Here is a 26,605-nt window from a genome sequence, read left to right as displayed (position 1 = left end):
AGCGGTAGTTCAGCTGGTTAGAATGCTGGCCTGTCACGCCGGAGGTCGCGGGTTCGAGTCCCGTCCGCTCCGCCATTGCAGAATTCTTAAGTCCCTGTGAAAAAACTTTGAAAAAAGTGTTCACCGGGCTGGGTTTCCAGGGAGTCTTCGGATATACTGGGCGCCTGCAAAGTTTCAGCGCGGAGCGGTAGTTCAGCTGGTTAGAATGCTGGCCTGTCACGCCGGAGGTCGCGGGTTCGAGTCCCGTCCGCTCCGCCAACTCTGAAAGCCCTCGGCGCAAGCCGGGGGCTTTTTCTTTGTGTCGTCGCGAAGCGGTGCGCAGGCCGCGCCGGCGCTGCTTTTGGTCCCTGCGGCGAAGCGGGTTACACTGCCGGGCTCGCCAATCAGGCCTTGTGATTCCTCACCATGCTGCAGAAACTCCGCGACAAGACCTCAGGCTGGATCGTCACCGTGATCCTGGGGCTGCTGATGATTCCGTTCCTGTTCGTGATCGACAACAGCTACCTGGGTGGCGTTGGCGCACAGAACGTGGCCAAGGTTTCCGCGCCCCCGACCTGGTGGCGTTCGGCACCGTCGTGGTGGCCGGTGCGCATGCTGTGGCAGCACCATGAGATCAGCGCGCAGGATTTCCGCACCCGCTTCGAGCAGGAGCGCATGCGTGAGCGCCAGCAGCAGGGCGACAACTTCGACCCGCGCGCGTTCGAAAGCACTGAAAACAAGATGGCTGTGCTCGACCAGCTGATCGACGAGCAGGTCGTGCGCCTGGTCGGCGAGCAGGCCGGTGTCGTGATCGGCGATGGCGCGGTGCGCGAGTACATCGCCACCATCCCGGCCTTCCTCGATTCGAACGGCAAGTTCAACGAGAACAACTACCGCCTGGCGCTGGCCGGTGGCAACCCGCCGCGCACGCCGACGCAGTTCCAGGAGCTGGTGCGTGAGAGCCTGCAGCAGTCGGTGATTCCGTCGGGCCTGCAGAACTCGGGCTTCGTTACCCAGTCCGAGACCGAGCGCCTGCTGAAGCTGCTGGGCGAGACCCGCGACGTCGAACTGGCCGCGCTGCCGGAAGTGCCGGCCGATACCGCGCCGGTGACCGATGCGCAGATCAAGCAGTGGTACGACAGCCATGGCAAGGACTTCCGCCAGGCCGAGAGCGTTTCGCTCGAGTACGTCGAGATCAATGGCGCGAACCTGCCGGCACCGACCGCAGCCGACGAAGCCACCCTGCGCAAGCGCTATGAAGACGAGAAGGCGAAGTTCACCACGCCGGAGCAGCGCCAGGCCTCGCATATCCTGATCACCGGCGACGGTGCCGAAGCCAAGGCGAACAAGATTGCCGCCGAAGCCAAGGCCGCCGGCGCCGACTTCGCTGCACTGGCCAAGGCCAACTCGGAAGACCCGGGCTCGAAGGGGCAGGGGGGTGACCTGGGTTGGGTCGAACGCGGCGCGATGGTCAAGCCGTTTGAAGATGCACTGTTCGCTGCCAAGGCCGGTGACGTGATTGGCCCGGTCAAGACCGAGTTCGGCTATCACATCATCAAGGTTGCCGCGGTCCGTGGTGGCCAGGGCAAGTCCTTCGAGGAAGTGCGTGACACGCTGGCCGCCGAGCAGCTGAAGGCCGACGGCGAACGCGGCTTCAACGAACTGGCCGGCCGTCTGGTCGACGCCATCAACAAGAGCCCGAGCGATCTGGCTGCTGCGGCCAAGGAAGTGAACCTGCCGCTGCAGACCCTGGGCCCGATCACCCGTGCCACCGCCAGTGGCATCGCCGCTGACCCGGCCGTGCTGCGTGCCGCGTTCTCCGACGTGCTGGTGCAGGACGGCACCGCCAGCGACCCGATCGCTCTGGGTGGCGCGACCAACCACAGTGTGGTCATCCGCGTGGCCGCGCATACCCCGGAACAGGCCATGCCGCTGGACAAGGCCCGCGAGCAGGTGATCGCCGCGATCCGTGCCGACCGTCAGCGCCAGGCCAGCGACAAGGCGGCCGATGCCGTGCTGGCCAAGCTGAAGGCGGGCGCCACCCTGCAGTCGTTGGCGGCCAGCGAGAAGCTGCAGCTGAGCCCGATGCCGGGCCTGCCGCGCAGCCAGCCGGTGCCGACCCCGGAAATCAACCGCGCGATCTTCAGTGCGCCGGTGCCGGCCGATGGCAAGCCGAGCTACGGCAAGGTCGACGTCAACGGCCACGCGTTGCTGTTCGCGGTGAACAAGGTGAACCCGGGCGACGTGAAGGAAGTGACCGCCGAGCAGCAGAAGCAGCTGAAGGACCAGCTGAGCCAGATCGATGGCATGGCTGCGGCCAAGGCCTACGTCGAGGCGATGCGCAAGAAGTTCGTGATCCAGACCACCGAAGCGAACCTGTAAGCCTCGCGGCGGGCAGGACGAGAAAGGCCCGGCAATGCCGGGCCTTTTTTGTGGGAGCGTTGCTGGAAATTGAACTGTAGAGCCGAGCCCATGCTCGGCTTGCAACGACCCGCGATCCACGACCCGCAACAGGTCGCAGGTTGCTGGCAAGAAAAAGCCGAGCATGGGCTCGGCTCTACATGGGGAGGCGTCTGGCCTGCGCGTCAGTCCTCGACGCGCAGTACCGCGCCAGGCTTCAGCACGCTGCTGCCGCTCAGGCCGTTCAGCGACAGCAGGGCCTTCACCGGCATGCCGTAGCGGCGGGCGATGGTCCAGGCCGACTCGCCATCACGCACGGTATGGCGGCGGCTGCGCGGACGGTCGGCGATCGCGGCGACGGTCCTGGTGGCCTGCGGCGCGGGTACAGCGGCCGCCACCGGTGCGGCGCTGGCGACCAGCGCGGTCGCGGCCTCCGTTACCGTCGCATTTGCGGCCGAGACCGGTGCCAGCACGCGGGTGGTGCCCGAGGGGCGGCCACCGGAGGCCAGGGCCGGGTTGAGGCGGGCGATCCTGGCCGGGTCCAGGGCGCGCTGTGCGGCCCACTGCTGCACGCTGGTGCCCGCAGGCAGGGTGTGGTCCTTCAGCACCGGCACGGTGCGGTCCAGCGAGGCCATCACGCCGGGCTGGTCTTCCACGTCTTCCAGCACGCACGCCAGGGCATGCAGCTTCTCGACGTAGGCATGGGTGACCGGCGACAGGCCGGGCAGCGCCGAAGGCTTGGCGTTCTGCGCGTTCATGCCAGCCTTTCGCATGGACTGCAGCACGCGGTACTCGCCGGCGTTGTAGGCCATGGTGGCCAGGCGCCAGTCGCCGCCGAACATGCCGTGCAGGGTCTTCAGGTAGCGCACTGCGGCCTGGGTGGAATCGACCGCCGACAGGCGGCCGTCATAGCCGTTGGCCATCGGCACGCGGTGGTTGCGCGCAGTGGTGGCGATGAACTGCCACAGGCCGGTCGGGCCGCTGCCGTTGCGGGCATTGGGCCGGTAGCCGCTTTCCACGAAGGGAATCAGCGCGAATTCGGTGGGCAGGTCGGCCTTGCGCAGCTCTTCGACCACGTAGCCGAACAGCACCAGCGCATCGTCATCCTGGTTGGCCAGGCGCGAGGGGGCGTGGGCGAACTGCTTCTGCCAGCGCGGGCTGGTGGCCTCGGCGTCGCAGCTGGGTTCGGCCAGGCCGTCGCGGAAGCTGGTGAAGATCTCCTGGCCGTTGCGCACCGAGGCCGCCGGCAGCGCGGACGGATCCAGCGGCAGGGCCGCGGCAGCGGTCAGGTTCTGGCTGATGCCGGCGCCCAGCGACTGTGCGCCCGCGGTTCCGGCCAGCCCCAGGGCAAGGCCCAGGGCCAGCGGCAGACTTCGGCGCATCATGCGCGGAAGCCGTCTTTCCAGTGCCGGAGACCGGCCATCACGTCGACGTCGTCAACGACGTCACGGCCCAGGTGTGCCGACACCGACGCACGGACCGGCGCCGCGTGCACACGCAGGAAGGGATTGCAGTCGAATTCGTTGGCCAGGGTTACCGGCAGAGTGGAACGGTCATCGCGGCGCATGGCCAAAGCCTCCTCTTGGCGCTGCCACAGGGCAGCGTTGGCGGGGTCGACATGCCGCGCGAAGACGGCATTTGACACGGTGTACTCGTGGGCGCAACAAAGCAGCAGTTGCGCGGGCAAGGTACCCAGCTTGCGCATCGATGCCAGCAGCTGGGACGGCGTACCTTCGAACAGACGTCCACAGCCCAGGCTGAACAACGAATCTCCACTGAAAAGGTGTTCAGCAGTGTGAAACGCGATGTGGCTGCGGGTATGCCCGGGCACGGATAGTACGTGGAACGTCCGGCCCAGTGCCTGAACGCGTTCACCTTCACCGACCCGCTCGGTCGCGGTGGGAATGCGCTCTTCGACCGGCGCGATCACCCGCGCATCGGGAAAACGCGCTTTCAGGGCAGGCACGCCACCGATGTGGTCGTCGTGGTGGTGGGTGAGCAGGATCGAGTCCACGCGCAGGCCCTGATCGGCCAGCGCCAGCACCGGCGCAGCGTCACCGGGGTCAACGACCACGGCGGCGCCATCGTCGTCGATCAGCATCCAGATGTAGTTGTCCGCAAATGCGGGCAGGGCAGTCAGTCGCATAGAATTGGACCATGCCCGCGCTGCAGAGCACCCGTCAAGCGAGCCAGACCCCGTGGTTCGACAGCGAACCGGCGGCGGCCCTGCGCGTTCTGGAACGGCAATTGCTGCTGCCGCAGCTGTCGGTGCTGCCCGCGCAACCCTGGTTGTGGATCGCACCAACTGCGGCCTGGCTGGACGATGCACAGCTGGGTGGACGCGGTCTGCGCCTGTACCGGCGGGGGCAGGGCTATGGCGGCGATGCCCGCTGCGGGCTGCCCTTGCCCCTGGCCAACGAGAGCGTCAATGCGATCGTGCTGCAGCATGTCACCACAGGCGATGCCGACCAGCTGCTCGACGAGTGCGAGCGCGTACTGATGCCGGGCGGGCATCTGTGGCTGAGCAGCCTCAATCCGTTCAGCCCGTACCGCACTCACTGGCGGCAGCATGGGCTGGTGGTGCGTACGCCGCAGCGGATCCGCCTGCTGCTCGGCCGCCATGGCCTGGAGTGCGACGATATGCGCTACCTCGGCCCGCTCTGGCGCGGCGCCGGCAGCCGTCGCCCGGGGGGCTGGGCGCCATTGCGCGCGGCCTGCCTGTTCCATGCAGAAAAACGCACGCTGGCCCTGCCCGGGCCGAAACCGCTGCCGGTGCGCTGGCACGGCACCGTTGCTACCTGATTCTGGAGCTGTATTGAAAACCATCGAAATCCACACCGACGGATCCTGCCTCGGCAATCCCGGCCCCGGCGGCTGGGCCGCGTTGCTGCGCTACAAGGGCCACGAGCGCGAGCTCAGTGGCGGTGAAGCGCACACCACCAACAACCGGATGGAGCTGATGGCGGCCATTTCCGGGCTGGAGACGCTGACCGAGCCGTGCAACATCGTGCTCTACACCGACTCGCAGTACGTGCGGCAGGGCCTGACCCAGTGGATGCCCGGCTGGATCCGCAAGAACTGGAAGACGGCGGGCGGTGATCCGGTGAAGAACCGCGAGCTGTGGGAGCGCCTGCACGCGGCCACGCTGCGGCACCAGATCGACTGGCGTTGGGTGAAGGGGCACTCCGGCGACCCGGACAATGAGCGGGTGGACACCCTGGCCCGCAACGCGGCGATCCAGATCCGCGACGCCAGCCCGGTAAACTGAGCCCATGCGTCAGATCATCCTCGATACCGAAACCACCGGCCTGGAGTGGAAGAAGGGCAACCGCATCGTCGAAATCGGCTGCGTGGAGCTGTTCAAGCGCCGCCCGACCGGCAACAACTACCACCAGTACATCAAGCCGGACTGCGAGTTCGAACAGGGCGCGCAGGAAGTCACCGGCCTGACCCTGGAGTTCCTCGAAGACAAGCCTGAATTCGCGCAGATTGCCGATGAGTTCCTCGCCTTCATCGATGGCGCCGAGCTGATCATCCACAACGCGGCGTTCGACCTCGGCTTTCTCGACAACGAGTTGTCGCTGCTGGGGCCGCAGTACGGAAAGATCACCGACCGCTGCACCGTGATCGATACCCTGGTGATGGCGCGCGAGCGCTTCCCGGGCCAGCGCAACTCGCTGGATGCGCTGTGCAAGCGGCTGGGCGTGGACAACTCGCACCGTGCGCTGCACGGTGGCCTGCTCGATGCGCAGATCCTGGGCGATGTCTATATCGCGCTGACCTCGGGCCAGGAAGAGATCGGCTTCGGCCTGGGCGATGACGATGGCGGTGGCGCCGGTGCGGCGCTGCAGGCCTTCGATACCAGCAAGCTGCTGCCACGTCCGCGCGTGGTGGCTACGCCGTCGGAACTGGAAGCGCACACCGCGCGGCTGGAACGGCTGCGCAAGAAGGCCGGCCACGCACTGTGGGATGGCCCGAAGGTGGAAGAGCCCGCCAGCGCCTGATCATCCACGCATGGCGTGGATCTGCCGTTGAGCCGAGCCCATGCTCGGCTCGTGCACGAGGCTCAGTGGCAGCGCACCAGGATCACGCTGATGTTGTCGCGGCCACCGCCGTCGAGTGCGGCGGCGACCAGCGTATCCACGCATTCCTGCGCGCTGGCATCTTCGAATGCCAGGGTGCGGGCGATGCCGCGGTCATCCACTTCCTCGGTGAGGCCGTCACTGCACAGCAGCAGCTGCATGCCCGGGCGCAGCTCACCGCTGGTGGTGGCCACGTTCAGGTGTGCCGGATCAGTCACGCCCAGTGCCTGGGTGACCACGTTGCGGTGCGGATGCGCGCGCGCCTGCTCGGCGGTCAGGTTGCCCTGTGCGACCAGTTCCTGCACCACGCTGTGGTCCTGGCTGAGCTGCGCCAGCTGGCCGTCGCGCCACAGGTAGGCGCGGCTGTCGCCGACCCAGGCCACTTCATAGCGGTTGCCCTGCACGCGCGCGGCGACCACGGTGGTGCCCATCGGCAACGTGTCGTTGCGCCGGCGCGAGGCGCGGATGATCTCTTCGTCGGCAGTGCGGATGGCCTGTGCCAGCGGTGCGCCGCGGCGGATCTCGCGCACGATGGTCTCGCGTGCCAGTGCACTGGCCACTTCGCCGCAGGCATGTCCGCCCATGCCGTCGGCCACCAGCCACAGGGCCAGCTCGCTGTCACCGTAGTAGGTGTCCTCGTTGAGCTCGCGGCGCATGCCGGGGTGGGTGAGGTGTCCGAATTCGATCATGGTGGGCAGGGCGGGGTATTGCCGGGGGAGACAGGCATCATCGGGTGGCTGCAGGCATCCGGCAAGGCATGCGCCCAGGAAATTTTCACTTCGTTGGCCGGAATCACTTGTCGTCGGCCTCACTTCCTCGTATGATGCGCGTCCCCGGTCCGCCGGGGACCACCCGGAGAGGTGGCAGAGTGGTTGAATGTACCTGACTCGAAATCAGGCAGGCGTTTATAGCGCCTCGGGGGTTCGAATCCCCCCCTCTCCGCCAGATAAAARAAAAAGGGCTGCCGAAAGGCAGCCCTTTTTCTTTTATCTGGCGCGGGACGCGCCGCGCTCTGCGCGTCGCCCCACACGTTGCTGCGCAACCTGTGGGCCCCTCCCTTTGCCTGCCTCTCCCCGCCCCTGTCGGGGCAGCCCCTCAACAGAGGGGCTTGTTGCTCCAGACGGTTCCGTGCGTTGTGGATGCAGTGATTGCCCGGGTGAGTTCGGTGATCTTCCTTTCGCACGTCGTCCCACACGTTGCCCGCCAGGAGCATCCACGCATGGCGTGCGAGGGAAGGCCACTCGCACAGGGCGGGAATCCATGCCCTGTGCGAATGGCGTGTGCTCAGAACGTGTAGCCCAGCCCCAGCTGTATGCCGTTCTGGGTCTGGCCGTCGCGCCGCTCGCCCACGTAGTCAACCATCACCGACAGGCGCTTGCTGGCGCGGCTGGTCACGCCCAGGTTCCAGGCCAGGACCTGTTCACCGACGGTCTGGCTGCTGGCACTGAACAGCAGGTCCGGGGCGGCGGCGAAGCCGTTGCTGTAGCGGGCCTGGGTATCACCCAGCTCCTTCTGCCAGACCACGCGGGCACGCGGGGTGATGCGCTCGCCGTTGTTGCCGTCGAAGGTCTTGAACAACTGCAGGCCGGCGCCCACGCGGATGCTTTCCAGGCTGCCACTGCGGCCGACCAGTGCGGCTGCGTCCTGGCCTTCGTTGAACTGCGTGGCCGAGGTGCGCGTGTAGTCGATCACCGGCAGCAGCGGCTGGATCACCACGCCGTTGTCGGTGGTGAACGAGAACGCATGCTCCACGCGCGCGGAAATCGCGTCGTTGCTGTACTTCGCACGCAGCGGAGCCTGCAGGCCCTCGATACCTTCGATGCTGCGACGGGTGTCGTGGCGCAGATCGGTGTAGCGGACGGCGGCGGACAGGTAGCCGCGTGAATAGAGCGCGTCCACGTAGCCGCCGATATCCAGCGCGCGGACATCGCCGCTGAATCCTGCGCCTTCGCTGGACCGGGTCGACATGTCGGCCGCGGCAAGGCTCACGCCCAGTGTCACACGGTCGTCTGCCAGGCGGGTATCGGCACCCAGTGCGATGCCGCCGATGGTATGGCTCAGGCCGGCGACGCCAGCACCACCCTCGATGCGGCCGTGGCTGCCGAAGCCCCGCGCCCAGAAGCTGCGGTTGTGCCCAGCGTCGCCCGCATCACTGCCCGCATCTGCCGGTGCCACCAGGTGCATCGCCAGCTGGTTGAACAGGCGACTGCCGGTCATGGCCGATTGCGCCGAGGCTGTCTGCGCGGCCTGTGCGGCCAGGCCGTCCGCATCGCCACCGCTGCGCAATGCTGCCTGGTGCTGCTGCACGACGTTGCCGATGCTGCCGACCAGCGCGGTATCGGCCAGGCGCAGGCTGGCATGCGCGTCGCCACGCAATGCTCCGGCCTGGCGCGCGATGTCATCGCGGTCAGCGAACTGCAGGGCGCCCAGCAGTCCGCTCATCGAGGAAGTGCGCTGCGCAGCCGCCTGTTGCAGTGCGATGCCCAGGCCGTCGCCGGAGGGGGTGTTGCCGAACAAGCGTGTGTCGTCGAAGGAGGGATTGGCGGTCAGCCACAGGCCGCTGCCGGTCTGGTTGACGGTGAAGCTGAGCAGTGAATTGTGGCGAGGGCGGAACACCGCGCCGGGAGCGGTGAGGTCCACCGCGCTGCCGGCCTCGCCACTGCGCTCGACGTACTGGAAGCGCCCTTCGATGAAGTCCGACACGGGCGCTGCGCGGGTCAGGGTGTCGGGCGTGGCGGTGCGGCACCACAGGCCGGCGTACTCACCGTTCGACGGGCCGCAGGGGGCGACGGGCAGCTGCAGGGCGCTGGAATCCACCTGGGTTCCGACCAGATGGTTCTGCTGGCCTGCCGGGAAGAACGCCTGCTTCACGTCCAGCGTCAGCCTCGCGCTGGGGGCAATGCTCAGCACGGCACGGTTGATGTTGCCGAACAGGTTGTAGTCACCCGCCTGCCGGTCCTCATCGACCAGGAAGTAGCGGGCTTCTTCCAGCGTCAGTGCCGGCGCGGTGCGCTGGCTGTCGACCTGGAAGGCCAGGTTCGCGCCGTCATTGAGGTTGATGTAGCGACCCTTGCCGATCCGGAAGCGTTCGCTGGTGAACACGTCGTCGCCACCCGGCGCGAGCGCTTCCAGCGAGTAGGGGCGCATGACGATGCCGGACGGCGCGAGCGTTCCGCCGTCGTTGATGTCGATCGTGGCATTCAACGAACCGTGTCCGGTCAGCACGCCGCCGCGTTCGATCACGGTCAGGCTGCGCAGTGCGCCCTGCTGCAGCTCGATGCGCCCGCCATTGCGGGCGCCGATGGCTTCGGCGTGGTGGATCCAGCCATTCTGCTGCAGGCGCAGGGTGCCGCCATCGGCCACCACATACTGGGCGGCGGAGGCGGTATCCAGCGACCAGACACCGCCCTTGCCGATGCGGATCACACCGAAGGCGTCATCCAGCCGGATGTCCGGGGCCGATTGCTGGAAGTAGCGCAGGTTGGCCAGCGCATTGGTGTAGCGCCCGCGCACGGCCAGGTTCGGATTGAGGTCTCCGCTCACTTCCTTGTCGACGGAAAGCACGTCGCCGGGCTGGACGTAACCGGCTTCGGTAACGACGCGATCACTGTAGAAGGTGACACCGGGATACGCGGTGCAGTTGCCTCCCGCGCTCTGGTCGCGGGTCGGGCAGAAGCGCGTGGCCACGGCCGCCACGTTCGGGTCGAAGTAGCGCAGGAAGCCCGACTGCTGGGTCAGTTCATAGTGCGCCTGGACGATGCGCGCCTCGATGACCGCGAAGTCGGTCGGGCCGAACATGTCCCGGTAGTACTTGATGTACTTGTCCTGCCCCGGGTACGGGGTCGGGCCGTTCGGGCCGGATTCGCCATGGATGCCCAGCACCGTCTCCGTGTAGTTGCCGTGCGCCGGCAGCAGGCCGAACTGCGTCACCTTGCGCTTCACGCCGGCAACGAAGGCGTCGGCGCAGGCCGAGTAGCAGCCGCCGTCCAGGACGGTATCCAGCCCATGCTGGCGGATGATGGCACCCATGCCCACGCCACCGGAGGCGGCCCCGCCCGGCGAGTTGCGGAACACCACCTGGCGCAGCGGCGTACCACGGGCCTGCGCGGCCAGGATGTAGGCCTCCAGCGTCTGCGGATCGGTCGCCAGCACGTTGCCGGTGTAGTAGAGCGTGTCTCCATTCACGTGGAAGGCACTGGCATGGGCCTGCGGCGCGGCAGCGATGCCGAGAAGTGCTGCAACAAGGGCACTGCCGAGGACGGTGGCGCGACGGGTGGGGAGGGCGGGATATTGATGCATGCGAGGTTCCACGGAAAGGAGTGAAGTGCGGTTGCCGCCCCTTCTTCGCTGCATGGACACGCTGATGCGGCGTGGTATCAACGCGTTGCAGCGTGGTCGGGGCGGGTCGCGCGCGCTCGGCCGTTGGACTGGCCGGGCGAGGAGGGCGGCAGGCCGCCTCTCCAGACCGCTAACGCAGCTGCGGGGGTTTCTCCCCCAGTCACCGCTCTCGGGGGGAATGCAGGCGCAGGGGCGGAGCGTTCGCGCCGCGCGGGTTACCATGTGCGCATCACTTGCTGGAGCTTTCCCCCATGAGCGCTGAAATCCTCGTCCCCGTGTCCTTCGGCGAGCTGCTGGACAAGATCTCGATCCTGCAGATCAAGTCCGAGCGCATCAGCGACGAGGGCAAGCTGGCCAACGTGCGCAGGGAGCTGTCGGCGCTGGAGCAGACCTGGATGGCGCACCCGGCGGCGGTGAAGGACATCGCCAAGCTGCGTGCCGAGTTGAAGGCGGTCAACGAGCAGCTGTGGGACATCGAGGACGACATCCGCCTGAAGGAAAAGGCGCAGGCGTTCGACCAGGGCTTCGTCGATCTGGCGCGCAGCGTCTACCTGCGCAACGATGAGCGTGCGCGCATCAAGAAGGCGATCAACCTGGCGCTGGGCTCGGCGTATGTGGAAGAGAAGTCCTACCAGGATTACGCGCAGCGTGGCTGAGGTGGACCCGCCGGGCGTGGCCCGGCGCTACCGATGACCCCTCGACTCAGGTGAGGTGGTCCGCTACGTAACGTTCGAATGCGGCGATGCCGTCTTCAACGGTGATCAGTTCCATCACATCGTCGAACTCGATCTTGGTGCCCCATTTCAGATCGGCGGCCTGCTTGGCCAGGTACTTGCGCGCGGCATCGTCGTAGCGGTCCACGCAGTAGCGGCGGTCCGAATACGGGCCGCTGCGGTTCGGGTTGCTGGCCGCATGCAGGCCCAGCACCTTGGCGCCCATCGCGTTGGCGATGTGCATCGGGCCCGAGTCCGGGGTCATCACCAGGTTGGCGCGGGCAAGCAGGGCAGGCAGCTGCTTCAAGGTGTCCTTGCCGACCAGGTCCAGCGCCGGCGTGTGCAGTTGCGCCTGGATGGCATCGGCCATGCTGCGCTCCAGTTCGCTGCGGCCACCGCACAGCACCACCTGCCAACCGCGTTGTGCGGCGTGGTTGGCCACGGCTGCATAGCGGTCTGCATACCAGTTGCGGCGCACGTGGCTGGAACAGGGCGAGATCATCAGCACCGGTCGGCCATCGTCCTGCCACTGCGCGGCGGCCCACTCAAAGGCGGACGGCGGCACGGCCAGATCCCAGCTTACCTCGGTCTGGCGCAGGCCCAGTGGCTCGCAGAAGCTGCCGATGGCGTCCAGCACATGGATGCCGGGGCGGTCGGGAATACGCTCGTTGATGAAGAGCCCGTGCAGGTCCTTGGAGCGGCTGCGGTCGTAGCCGATGCGGCGCTCGGCGGGAATGAACGCCGACAGCAGGTTGGCGCGGAATGCCACCTGCATCTGCAGCAGCGCTTCAAAACGCCCCGGTGGCAGCTGTTTGCGCAGCTCCTTGACCCCTGCCATGCCGCTCTTCTTGTCGTAGGCGTGGAAGGTGACGCCGGGCAGGCCGTCGAGCAGTTTGTAGCCGACCTTGTCGATGATCCAGTGGATCGGCGTGTCCGGACGCGCAGCCTGCAGGGTGCGCACCAGGGGCACCACGTGGGTGACGTCGCCGAGTGCGGACAGGCGCAGGAGGCACAAGGAGGAGGACGCTGATGCCATGTGTTGTTAGACTCAATGAAATGGTCGCATTCGACGCCAATGAAGCGCTGACGCCATGCCGCGAGGGTCGCGGCATCGGGGCCATTCTGTTCGACCGCGAGCGGCTGCGGCAAGCCGAGGTTGGCCTGTTCTCGCCCCAGCACTGGGGCAGCAAGGCCCGGCCGGTCGGCGAGGGCGGTCGCGGCAGCGCCTGGTTCATCGATGCGCCGTTCGGCGCCAGCGTGCTGCGCCACTACCTGCGCGGCGGCCTGGCAGCGAAGATCAGCCATGACCAGTACCTCTGGCGCGGGTCGGACCGGACCCGGAGCTTTGCCGAATTCCGCCTGATGCGCGCCCTGCGCGAGAAGAAGCTGCCGGTGCCCCGGCCGATCGCCGCGTACTACATGCGCGAGGGCCTGCGTTACCGCGCCGCGATCCTGATGGAGCGGATCGAGGGCGTACGCTCGTTGGCCGACCGTGCGCTGGTCGCCGGCCGCGGCGCGCCCTGGGAAGAGACCGGGCGGCTGATCGCCCGCTTCCACCGAGCCGGCCTGGACCATGCCGACCTCAACGCGCACAACATCCTGTTCGATGGCAACGGCCATGGCTGGCTGATCGACTTCGACCGCGGGGTGATCCGCATTCCGGCCACCGCCTGGCGCGAACGCAACCTCAAGCGCCTGCTGCGCTCGCTGATCAAGCTGCGCGGCGAGCGCAGCGTGGAAGACGTGCAGAAGGACTACGCGCGCCTGCGCCGCGCCTACGACATGGCCTGGAACCGGGGCACCTGATGGACTGGTCGTTGCGTTTCCTCGGCGTCGGCAACGCGTCGGCGGTCGAGCTGGGGTCGCCGATGTCGGTGATCGAGCGGGACGGGCGTCCGTGGCTGACCATCGACTGTGGCGGCGAAGGCCTGACCGCGTTCAAGGCCCACTACGGGCACATGCCGCAGGCACTGTTCGTCACCCATGTGCACCTGGATCACGTAGCCGGTTTCGAGCGGCTGTTCGTGGATACCTTCTTCAGCAGGCAGCGCCGCGGCAAGGTGCGCCTGTACGTGCCGGCCACGGTGGTACCGCTGCTGCACAAGCGCATCGGCGACTACCCTAACGTGCTGGCCGAGGGCGGTGCCAACTTCTGGGATGCCTTCCAGCTGATCGTGGTGGGCGAGGCGTTCTGGCACGAGGGCGTGCGCCTGGAGGTCTTCCCGGTACGCCATCACTGGCCGGAGACGGCCTACGGCCTGCGCCTGCAGGGCGCGCTGACCTGGAGCGGTGATACCCGGCCGATTCCGGAGATGCTGGCCCGCTTCGCCAACGACAACGAGCTGATCGCCCACGACTGCGGCCTGCACGGCAACCCTTCGCATACCGGCGTGGACGACCTGGAGCGTGAGTACAGCGTCGAGCTGCAGTCGCGGATGATGCTCTACCACTACGCCAGCGTGGCTGACGGTGCGGCACTGGCCGCGCGCGGCCACCGCGTGGCGCAACCGGGGCAGTGCGTGCCGCTGGCTTTCCCGACCGCACCGAACGTGCTGGCGCAGGATCCGCCGTGAGCGGAACCGGCGGGCCCGCCGATACGGCGCTGGCCGCCGAGCTGGAGGTGCTGGAGCGCGCGCTGCATGCGCCTGCGGTGCGGGCTGATTGTGAGCGCCTTGCTGCACTGCTGGACGAGGATTTCAACGAAATCGGCAGTTCTGGCCGCTGTTACGGCCGTGAAGCGGCGTTGGCGGAGATTCCGCTGGAGCGCGCGCAGGTGCAGATCGAATCGGAGCTGTACGCGGTCTCGCTGCTGACTCAGGACCTGGCCCAGGTGCGTTACCGCAGCCGCCATCACCTTGATGGCCAGCCGCAGGGCTGGGTGCTGCGCAGTTCGCTGTGGCGCAGGCACGCACAGGGGTGGCGGGTGGTGTTTCACCAGGGGACGCCGCAGGCACGGTAGCGCCGGGCCATGCCCGGCGAAGATGTGTAGCCGGGGTCAGATCCCTTTGCCATGCAAAGGGATCTGACCTCAGTGCGGAAAAGGCGATGGCCCCGCCGGCTGACCTCGGCGCCCGCGTCGATCGATACCGTTGCTGCCTTCCGGCCCTGGCGGGGTTTTCGACCTAGCGTCGCGAGGGGCCGACGGGGCCACCATAGAGACGTTGGCCGCCCGGTGGGCGGCCCGTTCACGGATCAGGGGAAGCAGCGCGCGATGCGCCAGAGACCAAAGCCGGACTGCGCATCGGCTGGCCGATGGCAGACGCGTAGTCTAGCGCAGGCAGGTGCATCGACGCCAGCTTCACGCACTGAATCGGCTGTAACCCGTTCCCGGTTGCGGCGCCCCGGCATTGCTCCCGTTGCTAGAATGCCGGCCAGGAGGAACGGCCTCCCCCACATCGGGAATCAAAGACCAGGACGGCCTGGCCCTACCAAGAGGAGGGCCGTCATGGCCTGGATCTATCTGTTGTTCGCCGGCCTGCTGGAAATCGTCTGGGCCGTGTCCATGAAGCAGTCCGAAGGCTTCACCAGGCTCACCCCCACCGTGGTCACGATCGTCGGCATGATCGCCAGCTTCTGGCTGCTGGCCGTGGCCATGCGCAGCCTGCCGCTGGGTACCGCCTACACGATCTGGACCGGCATCGGCGCCGTCGGCGCGTTCGTGGTCGGCATCGTGTTCCTGGGTGAGCAGGTCAGCCCGATGCGGATCGGTGCGGCGGTGCTTATCGTTTCTGGCCTGGTTTTGATGAAACTCTCCAGCAGCTGAGAGTTTATCCGGGCGGTTATATGCGTGCCCGGGTGGTTTGCCGCTAACAGGGAATGTGCATTTTCGGCAAAATAAACTCATTCACGTATTTTATTTGACGTGCGTCATGAAAATCATGTGGGTGATTCACGCGGCACTGTCGGCGCCCGTCGCACAGTGCCGCCATTCGTCGAGCGGAATCGGGGAGTTTTCGGTCCGGCGGATACGCTGACGCGTCGTCTTCGCTGCGCGCCCGCGTGAAGATGTGAAGACTTTCAGAAGTTAATGCCGCCAGGCCTTGTTCCCCAATCGGGAGCCGGGATGGGCCATATCGTCTTCAAAAAAACCTGCCCGCAGTGCCATCCGGTCTTTTCATGGAGATTTACCGATGAACCGCATTTACCGTCTGGTTTTCAATCGCGCCCTCGGCGTAATGCAGGTTGCTTCGGAGGTCGCCCAGAATCCTGGCGGAAGTGCGATTACCGCGAAGCGGCCACCGCGACTGCGGGCGCATCAGCTGGCGGTCGCATTGGCGGCCACCCTGGCCAGCGGTTCGGCGTTCGCGGTGTGCAGTACCGCAGGCACCACGGTGACCTGCGCGACCGGCTCCAATACCAATTTGCTGGCCAACAGCATCAATGGCGTGACGCTGGATATCCAGACCGGCGCCGTGCTCAGCGTGCCGCCGATCGTTGGCGGAAGTGCAGTGAATCTGAGCGGTAACGGCATCACCGTGAACAACCAGGGCACGGTCGATCCCACCATCAACGGTGGCCTGAGCCTGGCGGCGTCGGGCATGGTGCTGGGCAACAACACCGTCGGTGGAAACACCATCAACGTCAACAACCAGGCAGGCGGGGCGATCAAAGGCCTGGTCAACATCGGCTCCATCCTCGGTTTCGGCGGACAGGCGCTGGTGGTGCAGAACGCTTCCGGCGGTTTCAGCAACATCGTCAACGCCGGCAATGTGGACATGTCGATCTTTGGCGCAGGCCTGCTGACCACGGCCGATGCGGCATCGATCGTCAGCTACGGTGGTGCGCAGACCAATCTCAACAACACCGGCACCATTACCGGCCGCATAGGGTTCCAGGGTTCGGCCACGGCGGGGGCCGGCAATACCTTCCTCAATGCGGGAACCATCAACGGCAGTGTGAACCTGGGCAGTTCGGTCACCGGCAACACCTTCACCGCCGTGTCTGGTTCCAGCGTCAATACCGCCGGTATCGGCGTGGCTGGGCAGGTCGGTGCGCTTGCGGTGAATCTGGCCGCGGCCGGCATCGTCGACGGTGGTTCGGCGTCCAACAACAGCCTGGTGCTGCAGAACAGCGCCACCGGCCCGGGCAGCGGTACCGGTGGGGCGGTGACCACGCTGGGCTGGAACCAGTACATCAACTTCCAGAGGCTCACCGTCAACAGCGGTACCTGGAACCTGCAGGGTGCGTGGGCTGGCGCAGGTACGACGACGCTCAATGATGGCCTGGTCAATTTCAACAATGCCGCCTCCTTCGGCACAGGGCTGTTCACCGCCAACGGCGGCGCCATCGCCTCCTCCACGGCCGGTCTGAACCTGGCCAACGCTTTCAGCCTCGGTGGAAATCTGTCCCTGGCAGGGACCAATGCGTTCGGCCTGGGTGGCGTGCTGTCCGGTACTGGCGGGCTGACGGTCAGCAACACCGGCATCGTTACTCTCGGCGGCGCAAACCTGTTCTCCGGCGGCGTCAACCTCAATGCCGGCGGCCTGGTACTGGGCAATGCCGGGGCACTGGGCAGCGGCAACCTGACCGTCGGTGGCAGCGCGTCGCTGGATACGACGGCGGGCTTCACCCTGGGCAACAATCTGGTGATCAACGGCGGGGGCTCGCTGAACCTGCTGGGCAGCAATGCGTTGTCATTGAACGGTTCGATCTCCGGTGCCGGCAACCTGACCAAGAACGGTGCCGGCACCCTCACCCTGAACGGCGCCAATTCGCTGACCGGCAACTTCAACCTGGCCGGAGGCGCGTTGGCGCTGGGCGCGGGTGGCAGCCTGTCGCCCACCGGTGCGATCACGGTCGGCGTCGGCACCACCCTGGACCTGTCGGCAGCCGCCAACCAGACCATCGGTTCGCTGGCGGGCCTCGGCGGTTCGGTCAACCTGGGCAGCCACACGCTCACGCTCGCCGGGCTGGGCAATACCAGCTACGCCGGTACGTTCGCCGCAGGCACGGGGGGCCTGATCAAGCTGGGCACCGGCGTGCAGACCTTGTCGGGCGTGAACAGCCTCAGTGGCGGCGTGGCACTCAACGCCGGTGGCCTGCTGCTGGGCAATGCTGCTGCGCTGGGCAGCGGTACGCTCAGCGTCGGCGGCAACGTGACGCTGGATGGCACCACGGGCGCGCTTGCGCTCGCCAACACGGTCAATCTGGGGGCGGGCAGCATCCTCAACCTGTCCGGCAACCAGGCACTTACGTTCAACGGCGTGATCGGTGGGACCGGCAGCCTGGTCAAGAACGGTGCGACCACCCTGACCCTCAACAACGCCAACACCTTCAGTGGTGGGCTGTCACTTGCTGCCGGTGGCCTGGTGCTCGGCAATGCCGGTGCGCTCGGAACCGGCGCACTGAACGTCGGCGGTGCGGTGACGCTGGATGCAGGGTCTGCGCTGAGCGTGGGCAATGGCATCAACCTCGGCGTGGGCGGACTGCTGAATGTGCTGGGTAGCAATGCACTGACGCTGGGCGGCGCCATCGGCGGCAGCGGAAGCCTGGTCAAGAATGGTGCCGCCACGCTGACGCTGGGCGGCGCGAATACCTTCACCGGCGGCCTGGCGATCAATGCCGGCAAGGTCGCGGTGGGCAGCGGCGGAAGCCTGGCGGCCGGCGGTGCGGTCAGCCTGGCCGGCGTCGGTGCGGACCTGGACATCTCACTGGGCGGCAACCAGACCATCGGCGCGCTGTCCGGTATCGCCGGCAGCACGGTTACGCTTGGCAGCAGCACGCTCACCTTCGGTGATGCCACCAACCAGACGTTCGCGGGCGCGATCGGCGGTACCGGCGGCCTGGTCAAGCAGGGCACGGGCATCCAGACGCTGAGCGGGGCCAGCGCCTTCAGTGGCGGTGTGAATCTGGCGGCGGGCGGCCTGTTGCTGGGCAACAACAGTGCGATCGGCAGCGGGGCGTTGACGGTCAGCGGCAACAGTTCGCTCGATGGCAGCGCTGCACTGAATCTGGCCAATGCCATCAACCTGGGGGCGGCGTTGACGTTGCCGGGCAGCCAGAACCTCACCTTGGGCGGCAACATCACCGGCACCGGCAGCCTGACCAAGAACGGTGCCTCGCTGCTGACCTTGAATGGCACCAACACCTTCAGCGGGGGGCTGAATCTCAACGCGGGCGGGTTGCTGCTTGGCAATGGCGGAGCGCTGGGCACGGGTGCCCTGAACGTGAGCGGCAGTGCGTCGCTCGATGGCAGCGCGGCGCTGAGCCTGGCCAACAATGTGACCCTGGGCAGTGGGGCCGTGTTGTCGCTGCCGGGTTCGCAGGCGATCACGCTCGGCGGGGTGGTTTCCGGCGCGGGCGGTCTGGTCAAGAACGGTGCCAGCACGCTCACGCTCAACGGTGCCAATGCATTCACCGGCGGCCTGGTGCTCAATGGCGGCGGCCTGATGCTGGGCAATGCAGGCGCACTGGGAACCGGACTGCTTGCCGTCGGTGCAAACGCCACCCTCGACAGCTCGGTGGCATTGAACCTGGGCAACGCCATCGATCTCGACACCGGTGCGCAGCTGAGCCTGGTCAGCAACCAGAACGTCGCGTTGGGCGGACTGATCACCGGCACCGGAGGCCTGGTCAAGACCGGTAGCGGCGTGCTGTCGTTGAACAACAGCAACACCTTCAGCGGTGGCCTGGCGCTGAACGCGGGCGGCCTGTCGGTCGGCGCCAACGGTGCGCTGGGTACGGGTGCGCTGAACATCGGTGGCAATGCTTCGCTGGATGCGAGTGCCCCGGTTTCGCTGGCCAATGCAGTGAACCTGGGCGCCAACACGCTGACCCTGCCGGGCAGCAACAACCTCACCCTGACCGGTGTGGTGGGAGGGGCCGGTGGCCTGATCAAGAACGGTGCCTCGACGCTGACGCTGTCCGGTGCCAACACCTTCCTGGGCGGTGCCACGGTCAATGCCGGCACGCTCGCGCTTGGCGCCGGTGGCAGCCTTGCCGCAACCGGTGCGGTGGATCTCGCCGGTGCCGGCGCGACGCTGGACATCTCCGCGGCCGGGGCCGGGCAGACGATCGGCGCGTTGAACGGCATCGCGGGCAGCCAAGTGGCGTTGGGCACGCAGACACTCACCTTCGGTGGCGCCAGCAATGGCAGCTTTGGTGGTGTCATCGATGGCAGCGGCGGACTGATCAAAGTCGGTGCTGGCGTGCAGACGCTGTCTGGTGCCAATACCTTCAGCGGCGGTGTCGCGCTTGATGCCGGTGGCCTGATCCTCGGAAATTCGGCGGCGCTGGGCACGGGCACGCTGGGCATTGGCGGAAACGTCAGCCTGGACGGAACGACGGCACTGAATCTGGCCAACGCCGTGAACTTCGGCGGGGGTACGCAGCTGACGCTGGGGGGCAGCAACGATCTCACCCTTGCAGGGGTGGTGGCCGGCAGTGGCAGCCTGATCAAGAACGGTACGGGGCTGCTGACGCTCAACAACACCAATACCTTCGATGGCGGCCTGAGCTTGAATGGTGGCGGCCTGGTGGTCGGCGCCAACGGAGCGCTGGGTTCCGGCACGCTGGCGGTGACGGCCAGCACCACGCTGGACGCGAGTGCTGCAGTGACGCTCGGCAATGCGGTCACGCTCGGCTCGGGTGTCACACTGGCATTGCCGGGCAGCAATGCGCTGACGCTGTCGGGTGTGGTCGGTGGCAATGGCAGCCTGGTCAAGAACGGTGCCACCACGCTGACGCTGTCCGGTGCCAACACCTATACCGGCGGTACCACCATCAACGCCGGTACGCTGGCACTGGGAACAGGTGGCAGCCTTGCCGCGGCGGGTGATGTCACGCTTGGCGCAGGCGCTGGCTTCGACATCTCCGGTGCCAGTGGCAGCCAGACCCTCGGCGCACTCAATGGCGTGGGCGGAAGCACGCTGACCCTGGGCGGAAACTCATTGACGTTCGGAACCGCCAGCAACGCCGCGTTCGATGGCGTGATCAGTGGCGGCGGTGGTCTGGTCAAAGTGGGCGCGGGCGTGCAGACGTTGTCCGGTGCCAACACGTTTGGCGGCGGCGTGACGCTCAATGCAGGCGGGCTGGTGCTCGGCAATGACGCGGCGCTGGGTACGGGGGCGTTGACCGTCGGCGGTGCCGCTACGCTGGACACCACCGGCCTGGCAACACTGGCCAACAACATCGCCCTCAATGCCGGGCTGACCGTGCTCGGCAGCAATGCGCTGACCCTCAACGGCGTCCTTTCCGGCGCTGGCAGCCTGACCAAGAATGGCGGCGCGACGCTGACCTTGAACGGGGTCAACACCTACACCGGTGGCACCAACATCAATGCCGGTACGCTGGCACTTGGTGCGGGTGCCAGCCTGGCTGCAAGCGGCACCGTCAATCTCGCCACCGGCGCCACGCTGGATCTGTCTGCCGGCAATGGCACGCAGGTGTTCGGCACGCTGGTCGGCAACGGTACGGTCAACCTGGGTGCCAACAACATCGAAGTGGGCAGTGCCACCAACGGCACCTTCAGCGGTTCGATCGCCGGCACCGGGGGCCTGACCAAGGTCGGCAGCGGCATCGAAACGCTGACCGGCGCCAACACCTACACCGGCGGTACCACCATCAACGCCGGCACGCTGGCGATCGGCGCCGGTGGCAGCCTCGCCGCGACCGGGGCGGTGAACGTGGCTGCACCCGGTGCGGGCTTCGACATCTCGGCCTCCGGTGCCAACCAGACCATCGGTTCGCTGTCCGGCGTGGCCGGTGCGACGGTCAGCCTGGGGGCCAACTCGTTGACCCTTGGCGGTGCCGGCAGCAGTACCTTCGACGGTGCGATTTCCGGTACCGGTGGACTGGTCAAGAACGGCGCAGGCATTCTCACGCTCGGCGGCGCCAACCTGTTCAGCGGTGGCGTTGCATTGAACGGTGGCGGACTGGTGGTCGGCAACAACGCTGCACTGGGTAGCGGCGCGTTGATCGTCGGTGCCGACGCGACGCTGGACAGTGGCCTGGCAGTGACGCTTGGCAATGCCATCGGCCTCACCTCCGGCGCCAATCTGAACCTGCTCGGCAGCAACGCGCTGACGCTGGGTGGTGTCATCAGTGGTGCCGGTGGCCTGGTGAAGAATGGTGCGGCAACGGTCACCCTGACCGGTGCCAACACCTACACCGGTGGTACCACCATCAACAGCGGCACGCTGGCGATGGGTGCCGGTGGCAGCCTGGCCTCCACCGGTGCGGTGAACCTGGCCGGTGCCGGCACACTGGATATCTCCGGTGGTGGCAACCAGAGCATCGGTTCGCTGGCCGGCGTGGCCGGCAGCACGGTGGCGCTGGGCGGCAACTCGCTGACCCTGGGCGGTGTTGCCAACAGTGTCCATGACGGTGTGATCAGCGGCAACGGTGGTCTGATCAAGAACGGCGCCGGCGTGCAGACGCTCAATGGCGCCAGTACCTTCAGTGGTGGCGTAACGCTCAATGCCGGTGGCCTGGTGGTCGGCAACAATGCTGCGCTGGGCACCGGCGCGGTAACGGTGGGGGGCAATGCCACGCTTGATTCGAACACCGCGGTGACGCTGGCCAACAACTTCATCCTCAACAACGGGTTGACCGTCCTTGGCAGCAACAACCTCACCCTCAACGGCAGCCTGGGTGGCACCGGCAGCTTGACCAAGGAAGGGGCAGCGACGCTGACCTTGAATGGCATCAACACCTACACCGGTGGCACCAACATCAACGCCGGTACGTTGGCATTGGGCGCGGGTGCGAGCCTGCACGCCAGTGGCATCGTCAACCTGGCCTTGGGGGCGACCTTCGACCTGTCGGCGGGCAGCGGCACGCAGCAGTTCGGCACCCTGATCGGCAACGGTACGGTGAATCTGGGCGCCAACACGCTGACGATCGGTGATGCCAGCAACGGCACGTTCAGTGGTTCGGTGGCCGGCTCGGGCGGCCTGATCAAGGAAGGTTCGGGGACCCAGACGCTGACCGGCACCAACACCTTCACCGGCGGTACCACCATCAACGCCGGCACGCTGGCGATCGGTGCAGGCGGCAGCCTGGCGGCAACCGGCGCGGTGAACCTGGCCAATGCCGGTACCGCCTTCGACATCAGCGCGGGCGGCGCGCAGTCGATCGGTTCACTGGCAGGCGTGGCTGGCTCGGCGGTGGCGCTGGGCACCAACACGCTCACCCTCGGGGGCGTCGGCAATACGACGTTCGCCGGCACCATTGGTGGCACTGGTGGACTGGTGAAGAACGGCGCGGGCGTGCAGACCCTGAGTGGCAGCAATACCTTCAGCGGCGGCGTGGCACTCAACGCCGGTGGCCTTGCCCTGGGCGACAACGCTGCACTGGGCACCGGCACGCTGACCGTGGGCGGCAACGCAAGCCTGGACGCCACCAGCGCGCTGACCCTGGCCAACACCGTGCAGTTGAGCAGCGGCACGCTGACCCTGGCGGGCAGCAATCCGCTGACATTGAATGGTGCAATCAGCGGTGCCGGCGGCCTGCTCAAGGATGGCGCAGCAACGGTTACCCTGGGTGGTGCCAGCACCTACACCGGCACCACCACCATCAACGGCGGCACATTGGCGGTGGCGGCCGGTGGCAGCCTGTCCGGTGCCAGCACGGTCAACCTGACCGGTGCCGGTACGCTGGATATCAGCGCAGGTGGCAGCCAGAGCATCGGCGGCCTGGCCGGTGTGAGTGGATCCAGCGTGGTACTGGGCGGTGCAACCCTGACCACCGGCGGCAACAACGGCAACACCGTCTTCGGTGGCGTGCTCAGTGGCACCGGCGGCCTTGTGCAGAGCGGTACCGGCACGCTGACCCTGAGCGGCGACAACGTCTACACCGGCGGCACCACCATCAACGGTGGCAGCACGCTGCAGATCGGCAACGGCGGCAGCACCGGTTCGGTGCTGGGCGACATCACCAACAACGGCAGCCTGGTCTACAACCTCGGCACCACGGCAACCGTGGGCGGCGTGGTCAGTGGCAGTGGTGGCCTGACCCAGGCCGGCAGCGGCACGCTGGTGCTGACCGGCAACAACACCTACACCGGCGGCACCACCATCAATGCCGGGGGCACGCTGCAGGTCGGCAACGGTGGTGCGACCGGCGCGATCGTCGGTGACATCACCAACAATGGCGCGCTGGTCTCCAACGTGGCCGGCAACACCACGCTGGGCGGCACCATCAGTGGCAGCGGTGGCCTGACCCAGGCCGGCGCAGGCACGCTGACCTTGACCGGCAACAACACCTATACCGGCGGCACCACGATCAATGCCGGTGGCACGCTGCAGGTGGGCAATGGTGGTGCGACCGGTGCGATCACCGGCAATGTCGCCAACAACGGCAGCCTGGTGTTCGACGTGGCCGGCAATACCACGGTCGGCGGCGCGATCAGCGGCAGCGGTGGCCTGACCCAGGCCGGCGCCGGTGTGCTGACCCTGGTCGGCAACAACAGCTACACGGGCGGCACCACCATCAACGCCGGCGGCACGCTGCAGGTCGGCAATGGCGGCGCGACCGGCTCCCTCGCCGGCGACATCACCAACAACGGCGCGCTGATCTCCAACGTTGCGGGCAATACCCTGCTGGGTGGCACCATCAGTGGCAGCGGTGGCCTGACCCAGGCCGGCAGCGGWACGCTGGTCCTGACCGGCACCAAWACCTACAGCGGCGGCACCACCATCAACACCGGCGGTACGCTGCAGCTGGGCAACGGTGGCGTGACCGGTTCGATCATCGGCGACATCACCAACAACGGCACACTGGTCTCCAACGTGGCCGGCACCACCACGCTGGGTGGCACCATCAGCGGCAGCGGCGGCCTGACCCAGGCTGGCAGCGGCACGCTCACCGTGACCGGCAACAACACCTACACCGGGCCGACCACGATCAACGCGGGCGGCACGCTGCAGGTGGGCAACGGCGGTGCGACCGGCGCGATCGGCGGCAACGTCACCAACAACGGCAGCCTGGTGTTCAACGTGGGCGGCAACACCACGGHCGGTGGCGCCATCAGCGGCAGCGGTGGCCTGACCCAAGCCGGCAGCGGCACGTTGATCCTGGGCGGCAACAACACCTATACCGGTGGCACCACCATCAACACCGGCGGCACGCTGCAGGTCGGCACTGGCGGCACCAGCGGTGCGATCGCCGGCAACGTCAGCAACAATGGCAGCCTGGTGTTCAACGTCGGTGGCAACACCACGGTGGGCGGCACCATCAGTGGCAGTGGCGGCCTGACCCAGGCTGGCACCGGAACGGTCACCCTGACCGGCAACAACACCTACACCGGCGGCACCACCATCAATGCCGGCGGTAGCGTGCAGGTGGGCAACGGTGGTGCCAGCGGATCGATCACCGGCAACATCACCAACAACGGTGGGCTGATCATCAATACCGGTGGCACCACCACGCTGGGTGGCACCATCAGCGGTGGCGGCAGCATCGTGCAGGCCGGTCCGGGTGGCCTGAACCTGGGCGGCAACAGCGGTGGCTTCAGCGGTACCGGCCAGGTCACCGGTGGTGGCCTGAATGTCACCGGCACCATCGGCGGCCAGTGGACCATCGGCAACGGCACCACGCTGTCCGGCACCGGCACCATCGGTGGCACGGGGGGCGGCGTGACGGTGTCCAGCGGCGGCGTGCTGTCGCCGGGCAATGGGCCGGGCAACGGCAGTGGCGCGGGCAACGGCACCGGCACGATCACGGTGGGTGGCAACCTGACCCTGTCGCCGGGCAGCACGCTGGGCATCGACCTGGGCGCCACCGGCAGCGATACCGTGCAGGTGGGGGGCAGCGCGAATGTGGGCGGCAGCACGGTGCAGGTGAACACCATTTCGCCCAGCACCAGCTATCAGCAGGGCCAGCAGTACACCGTGGTCAATGCGGGCGGTGGCGTGAGCGGGCAGTTCGCCTCGGCGACCACGCCGTCGGCCTTCCTGACCATCACCCCGGTCTATACCGCCAACACCGCCAACCTGCAGATCGATGTGGCGCAGACCGCGGCATTCACCACGGCGGCGAAGACGCGCAACCAGTACAACACCGCTGCAGCGCTGGACAGCCTGCCGCAGAGTGGTCCGGCACTGGGCCTGTACAACACGGTGCTGATGTATGACGCAGGTACCGCGCGCGCGGCGTTCGACCAGCTGTCCGGTGAAGTGCACGCGGCCAGCCGTGCAGTGTTGCTGTACGACAACTACCTGGAAGAGGGCATCCGCCAGCGCCTGGGTAGTGAGTTGCCGACCGTGCGTGGCGAGCGCGCCTCGGCCTGGTTGGCCGGTAGCGGCAAGGTATTCAAGCAGGATGGTGATGGCAATGGTGACGACATCCGCTCCAACCGCAATGCACTGATGGCAGGCGTGGACTGGCAGCTGGGCGACCATGTGGTGCTGGGTGCGGCCGCAGGCAACGAGCGGCTGGATACGCGCCTTTACGACCGCAGCTCGAGGGCCCGCCTGCGCGGCAACACGTTCGGCCTGTATGCGCAGGGCCAGTGGAACAACGGCTTTGCGGTGGGCGGCAGCGTGTCGCGCGGTGATTACCGCACGCGCACCACGCGTGAGGTGCCGCTGCTGGGGCAGACCCTGTACAGCCGCCAGGATTCGGATGTGACCATCGCGCAGGTGGAGGGCAGCTGGACCTGGACCCATGGCAAGACCCAACTGCAGCCGTATGTGCAGTTCACCAAGCACTGGGTCGACAGCGACCGTGCGGTGGAGCAGGGCGGTACGGCCGCGCTGGTGCTGGAAGGCGGCAAGGACACGCTCAATGTCAGCACCGTGGGCGTGCGTGGCCGCTGGGACGTGGGCAGCGGCGAGCGCTTCCCGGCACAGCTGACGGTCGGCCTGGGCTGGCAGCACGCGTCGGGAGATACCGATGTGGCCAGCCGCAACCGCTTCGCCGTCGGTGGCAACGCGTTCGATGTCTACAGCGCGGTGATGGCACGCAATGCCCTGGTCAGCCAGGTCGGCGTGGCGGTGGGCCTCGGTCACAACAGCCAGCTGTCGATGTTCGTGCAGGGCCAGCACGGCGATGGTCGCCGCGATGTTGGCGGGCAGATCAACCTGCGCGTGGGCTTCTGAGGGGAGCAGGCAGCACTGGATCCACGCGCGGCGAGGATCCGGGCCGGGGCGGAGG

Annotated in this window: 15 protein-coding genes, 2 tRNA genes and 1 other RNA gene; 12 read left to right on the top strand and 6 right to left on the bottom strand. The window is 67.1% G+C overall.

Translation table 11 applies throughout. From position 1 onward, the window contains the following. Window positions 1–181: 181 nt before the first annotated feature. Together D7T59_RS18145 and D7T59_RS18140 are read left to right on the top strand one after the other, a co-directional pair. A tRNA-Asp gene (locus D7T59_RS18145) sits at window positions 182–258 on the top strand. A gap of 147 nt (window positions 259–405) precedes the next feature. Continuing rightward, complete coding sequence (locus D7T59_RS18140) at window positions 406–2,361, top strand: peptidyl-prolyl cis-trans isomerase (RefSeq protein WP_164137470.1); 1,956 nt, start codon at window positions 406–408, stop codon at window positions 2,359–2,361. 203 nt (window positions 2,362–2,564) lie between these two features. On the opposite strand, the gene D7T59_RS18135 is transcribed toward D7T59_RS18140, so the two are convergent. Together D7T59_RS18135 and gloB are read right to left on the bottom strand one after the other, a co-directional pair. Continuing rightward, complete coding sequence (locus tag D7T59_RS18135; protein ID WP_111189437.1) at window positions 2,565–3,764, bottom strand: lytic transglycosylase domain-containing protein; 1,200 nt, start codon at window positions 3,762–3,764, stop codon at window positions 2,565–2,567. Further along, the gene (gene gloB / locus D7T59_RS18130) at window positions 3,761–4,525 is read right to left on the bottom strand and encodes a hydroxyacylglutathione hydrolase (RefSeq protein WP_180853158.1); all 765 of its coding nucleotides are present in this window, start codon (window positions 4,523–4,525) and stop codon (window positions 3,761–3,763) included. The genes D7T59_RS18135 and gloB overlap by 4 nt, the downstream gene beginning before the upstream one ends. An 11-nt stretch (window positions 4,526–4,536) precedes the next feature. Between gloB and D7T59_RS18125 the strand changes: the two genes are divergently transcribed. Genes D7T59_RS18125 through dnaQ form a run of 3 tightly spaced genes read left to right on the top strand, consistent with a single transcriptional unit; the run spans window position 4,537 to window position 6,383 of the window. Continuing rightward, on the top strand, window positions 4,537–5,181 hold the full coding sequence (locus D7T59_RS18125) for a class I SAM-dependent methyltransferase (RefSeq protein WP_180853157.1): 645 nt from the start codon (window positions 4,537–4,539) through the stop codon (window positions 5,179–5,181). Window positions 5,182–5,194: 13 nt separating this feature from the next. Beyond that, the gene (gene rnhA / locus D7T59_RS18120) at window positions 5,195–5,647 is read left to right on the top strand and encodes a ribonuclease HI (RefSeq protein ID WP_005408275.1); all 453 of its coding nucleotides are present in this window, start codon (window positions 5,195–5,197) and stop codon (window positions 5,645–5,647) included. A 4-nt stretch (window positions 5,648–5,651) separates the two neighbouring features. Then, the gene (gene dnaQ / locus D7T59_RS18115) at window positions 5,652–6,383 is read left to right on the top strand and encodes a DNA polymerase III subunit epsilon (protein WP_164137465.1); all 732 of its coding nucleotides are present in this window, start codon (window positions 5,652–5,654) and stop codon (window positions 6,381–6,383) included. A gap of 62 nt (window positions 6,384–6,445) precedes the next feature. Here dnaQ and D7T59_RS18110 read toward each other — a convergent pair whose 3' ends face one another. Next, window positions 6,446–7,150, bottom strand: a complete 705-nt coding sequence (locus D7T59_RS18110; protein ID WP_005408277.1) for a PP2C family protein-serine/threonine phosphatase — start codon at window positions 7,148–7,150, stop codon at window positions 6,446–6,448. 165 nt (window positions 7,151–7,315) lie between these two features. On the opposite strand from D7T59_RS18110, the gene D7T59_RS18105 reads away from it, so the two are divergent. Continuing rightward, window positions 7,316–7,406 (top strand) — tRNA-Ser (locus D7T59_RS18105). Window positions 7,407–7,745: 339 nt separating this feature from the next. Here D7T59_RS18105 and D7T59_RS18100 read toward each other — a convergent pair. Then, window positions 7,746–10,760: an autotransporter outer membrane beta-barrel domain-containing protein gene (locus D7T59_RS18100; protein WP_180853155.1), complete on the bottom strand. Its 3,015-nt coding sequence runs from the start codon at window positions 10,758–10,760 to the stop codon at window positions 7,746–7,748. Window positions 10,761–11,050: 290 nt separating this feature from the next. On the opposite strand from D7T59_RS18100, the gene D7T59_RS18095 reads away from it, so the two are divergent. Continuing rightward, a complete protein-coding gene (locus tag D7T59_RS18095; protein ID WP_049430220.1) occupies window positions 11,051–11,455 on the top strand; it encodes a DUF6165 family protein in 405 nt (134 codons plus the stop codon). 46 nt (window positions 11,456–11,501) lie between these two features. Here D7T59_RS18095 and D7T59_RS18090 read toward each other — a convergent pair whose 3' ends face one another. Next, complete coding sequence (locus D7T59_RS18090; protein WP_164138709.1) at window positions 11,502–12,548, bottom strand: glycosyltransferase family 9 protein; 1,047 nt, start codon at window positions 12,546–12,548, stop codon at window positions 11,502–11,504. A 20-nt stretch (window positions 12,549–12,568) separates the two neighbouring features. Here D7T59_RS18090 and D7T59_RS18085 point away from each other — a divergent pair, with 20 nt between their 5' ends. Genes D7T59_RS18085 through D7T59_RS18075 form a run of 3 tightly spaced genes read left to right on the top strand, consistent with a single transcriptional unit; the run spans window position 12,569 to window position 14,471 of the window. Continuing rightward, complete coding sequence (locus tag D7T59_RS18085; protein WP_012479275.1) at window positions 12,569–13,318, top strand: 3-deoxy-D-manno-octulosonic acid kinase; 750 nt, start codon at window positions 12,569–12,571, stop codon at window positions 13,316–13,318. Then, complete coding sequence (locus D7T59_RS18080; protein WP_180853154.1) at window positions 13,318–14,085, top strand: MBL fold metallo-hydrolase; 768 nt, start codon at window positions 13,318–13,320, stop codon at window positions 14,083–14,085. The genes D7T59_RS18085 and D7T59_RS18080 overlap by 1 nt, the downstream gene beginning before the upstream one ends. Then, entirely contained in the window at window positions 14,082–14,471 is a 390-nt protein-coding gene (locus D7T59_RS18075) for a DUF4440 domain-containing protein (protein ID WP_180853153.1), read from the top strand. Before D7T59_RS18080 ends, D7T59_RS18075 begins: the two co-directional genes overlap by 4 nt. A gap of 89 nt (window positions 14,472–14,560) precedes the next feature. On the opposite strand, the gene ffs is transcribed toward D7T59_RS18075, so the two are convergent. After that, an RNA gene (gene ffs / locus D7T59_RS18070) (signal recognition particle sRNA small type) lies at window positions 14,561–14,657 on the bottom strand. A gap of 300 nt (window positions 14,658–14,957) precedes the next feature. On the opposite strand from ffs, the gene D7T59_RS18065 reads away from it, so the two are divergent. Both D7T59_RS18065 and D7T59_RS18060 read left to right on the top strand, forming a co-directional pair. Beyond that, window positions 14,958–15,275 (top strand): DMT family transporter, encoded by a 318-nt coding sequence (locus D7T59_RS18065; protein ID WP_164138702.1) that lies wholly within the window; start codon window positions 14,958–14,960, stop codon window positions 15,273–15,275. A gap of 367 nt (window positions 15,276–15,642) precedes the next feature. Continuing rightward, window positions 15,643–26,550, top strand: coding sequence for an autotransporter-associated beta strand repeat-containing protein (locus tag D7T59_RS18060; protein ID WP_180882688.1), 10,908 nt, complete (start codon window positions 15,643–15,645; stop codon window positions 26,548–26,550). Window positions 26,551–26,605 lie beyond the last annotated feature (55 nt).

This window comes from Stenotrophomonas maltophilia (genome assembly GCF_013464915.1).
GTDB lineage: Bacteria > Pseudomonadota > Gammaproteobacteria > Xanthomonadales > Xanthomonadaceae > Stenotrophomonas > Stenotrophomonas maltophilia_AT.
The sequence above is the reverse complement of the archived record's forward strand: the minus strand, read 5'-3'. Positions and strand labels throughout refer to the sequence as shown.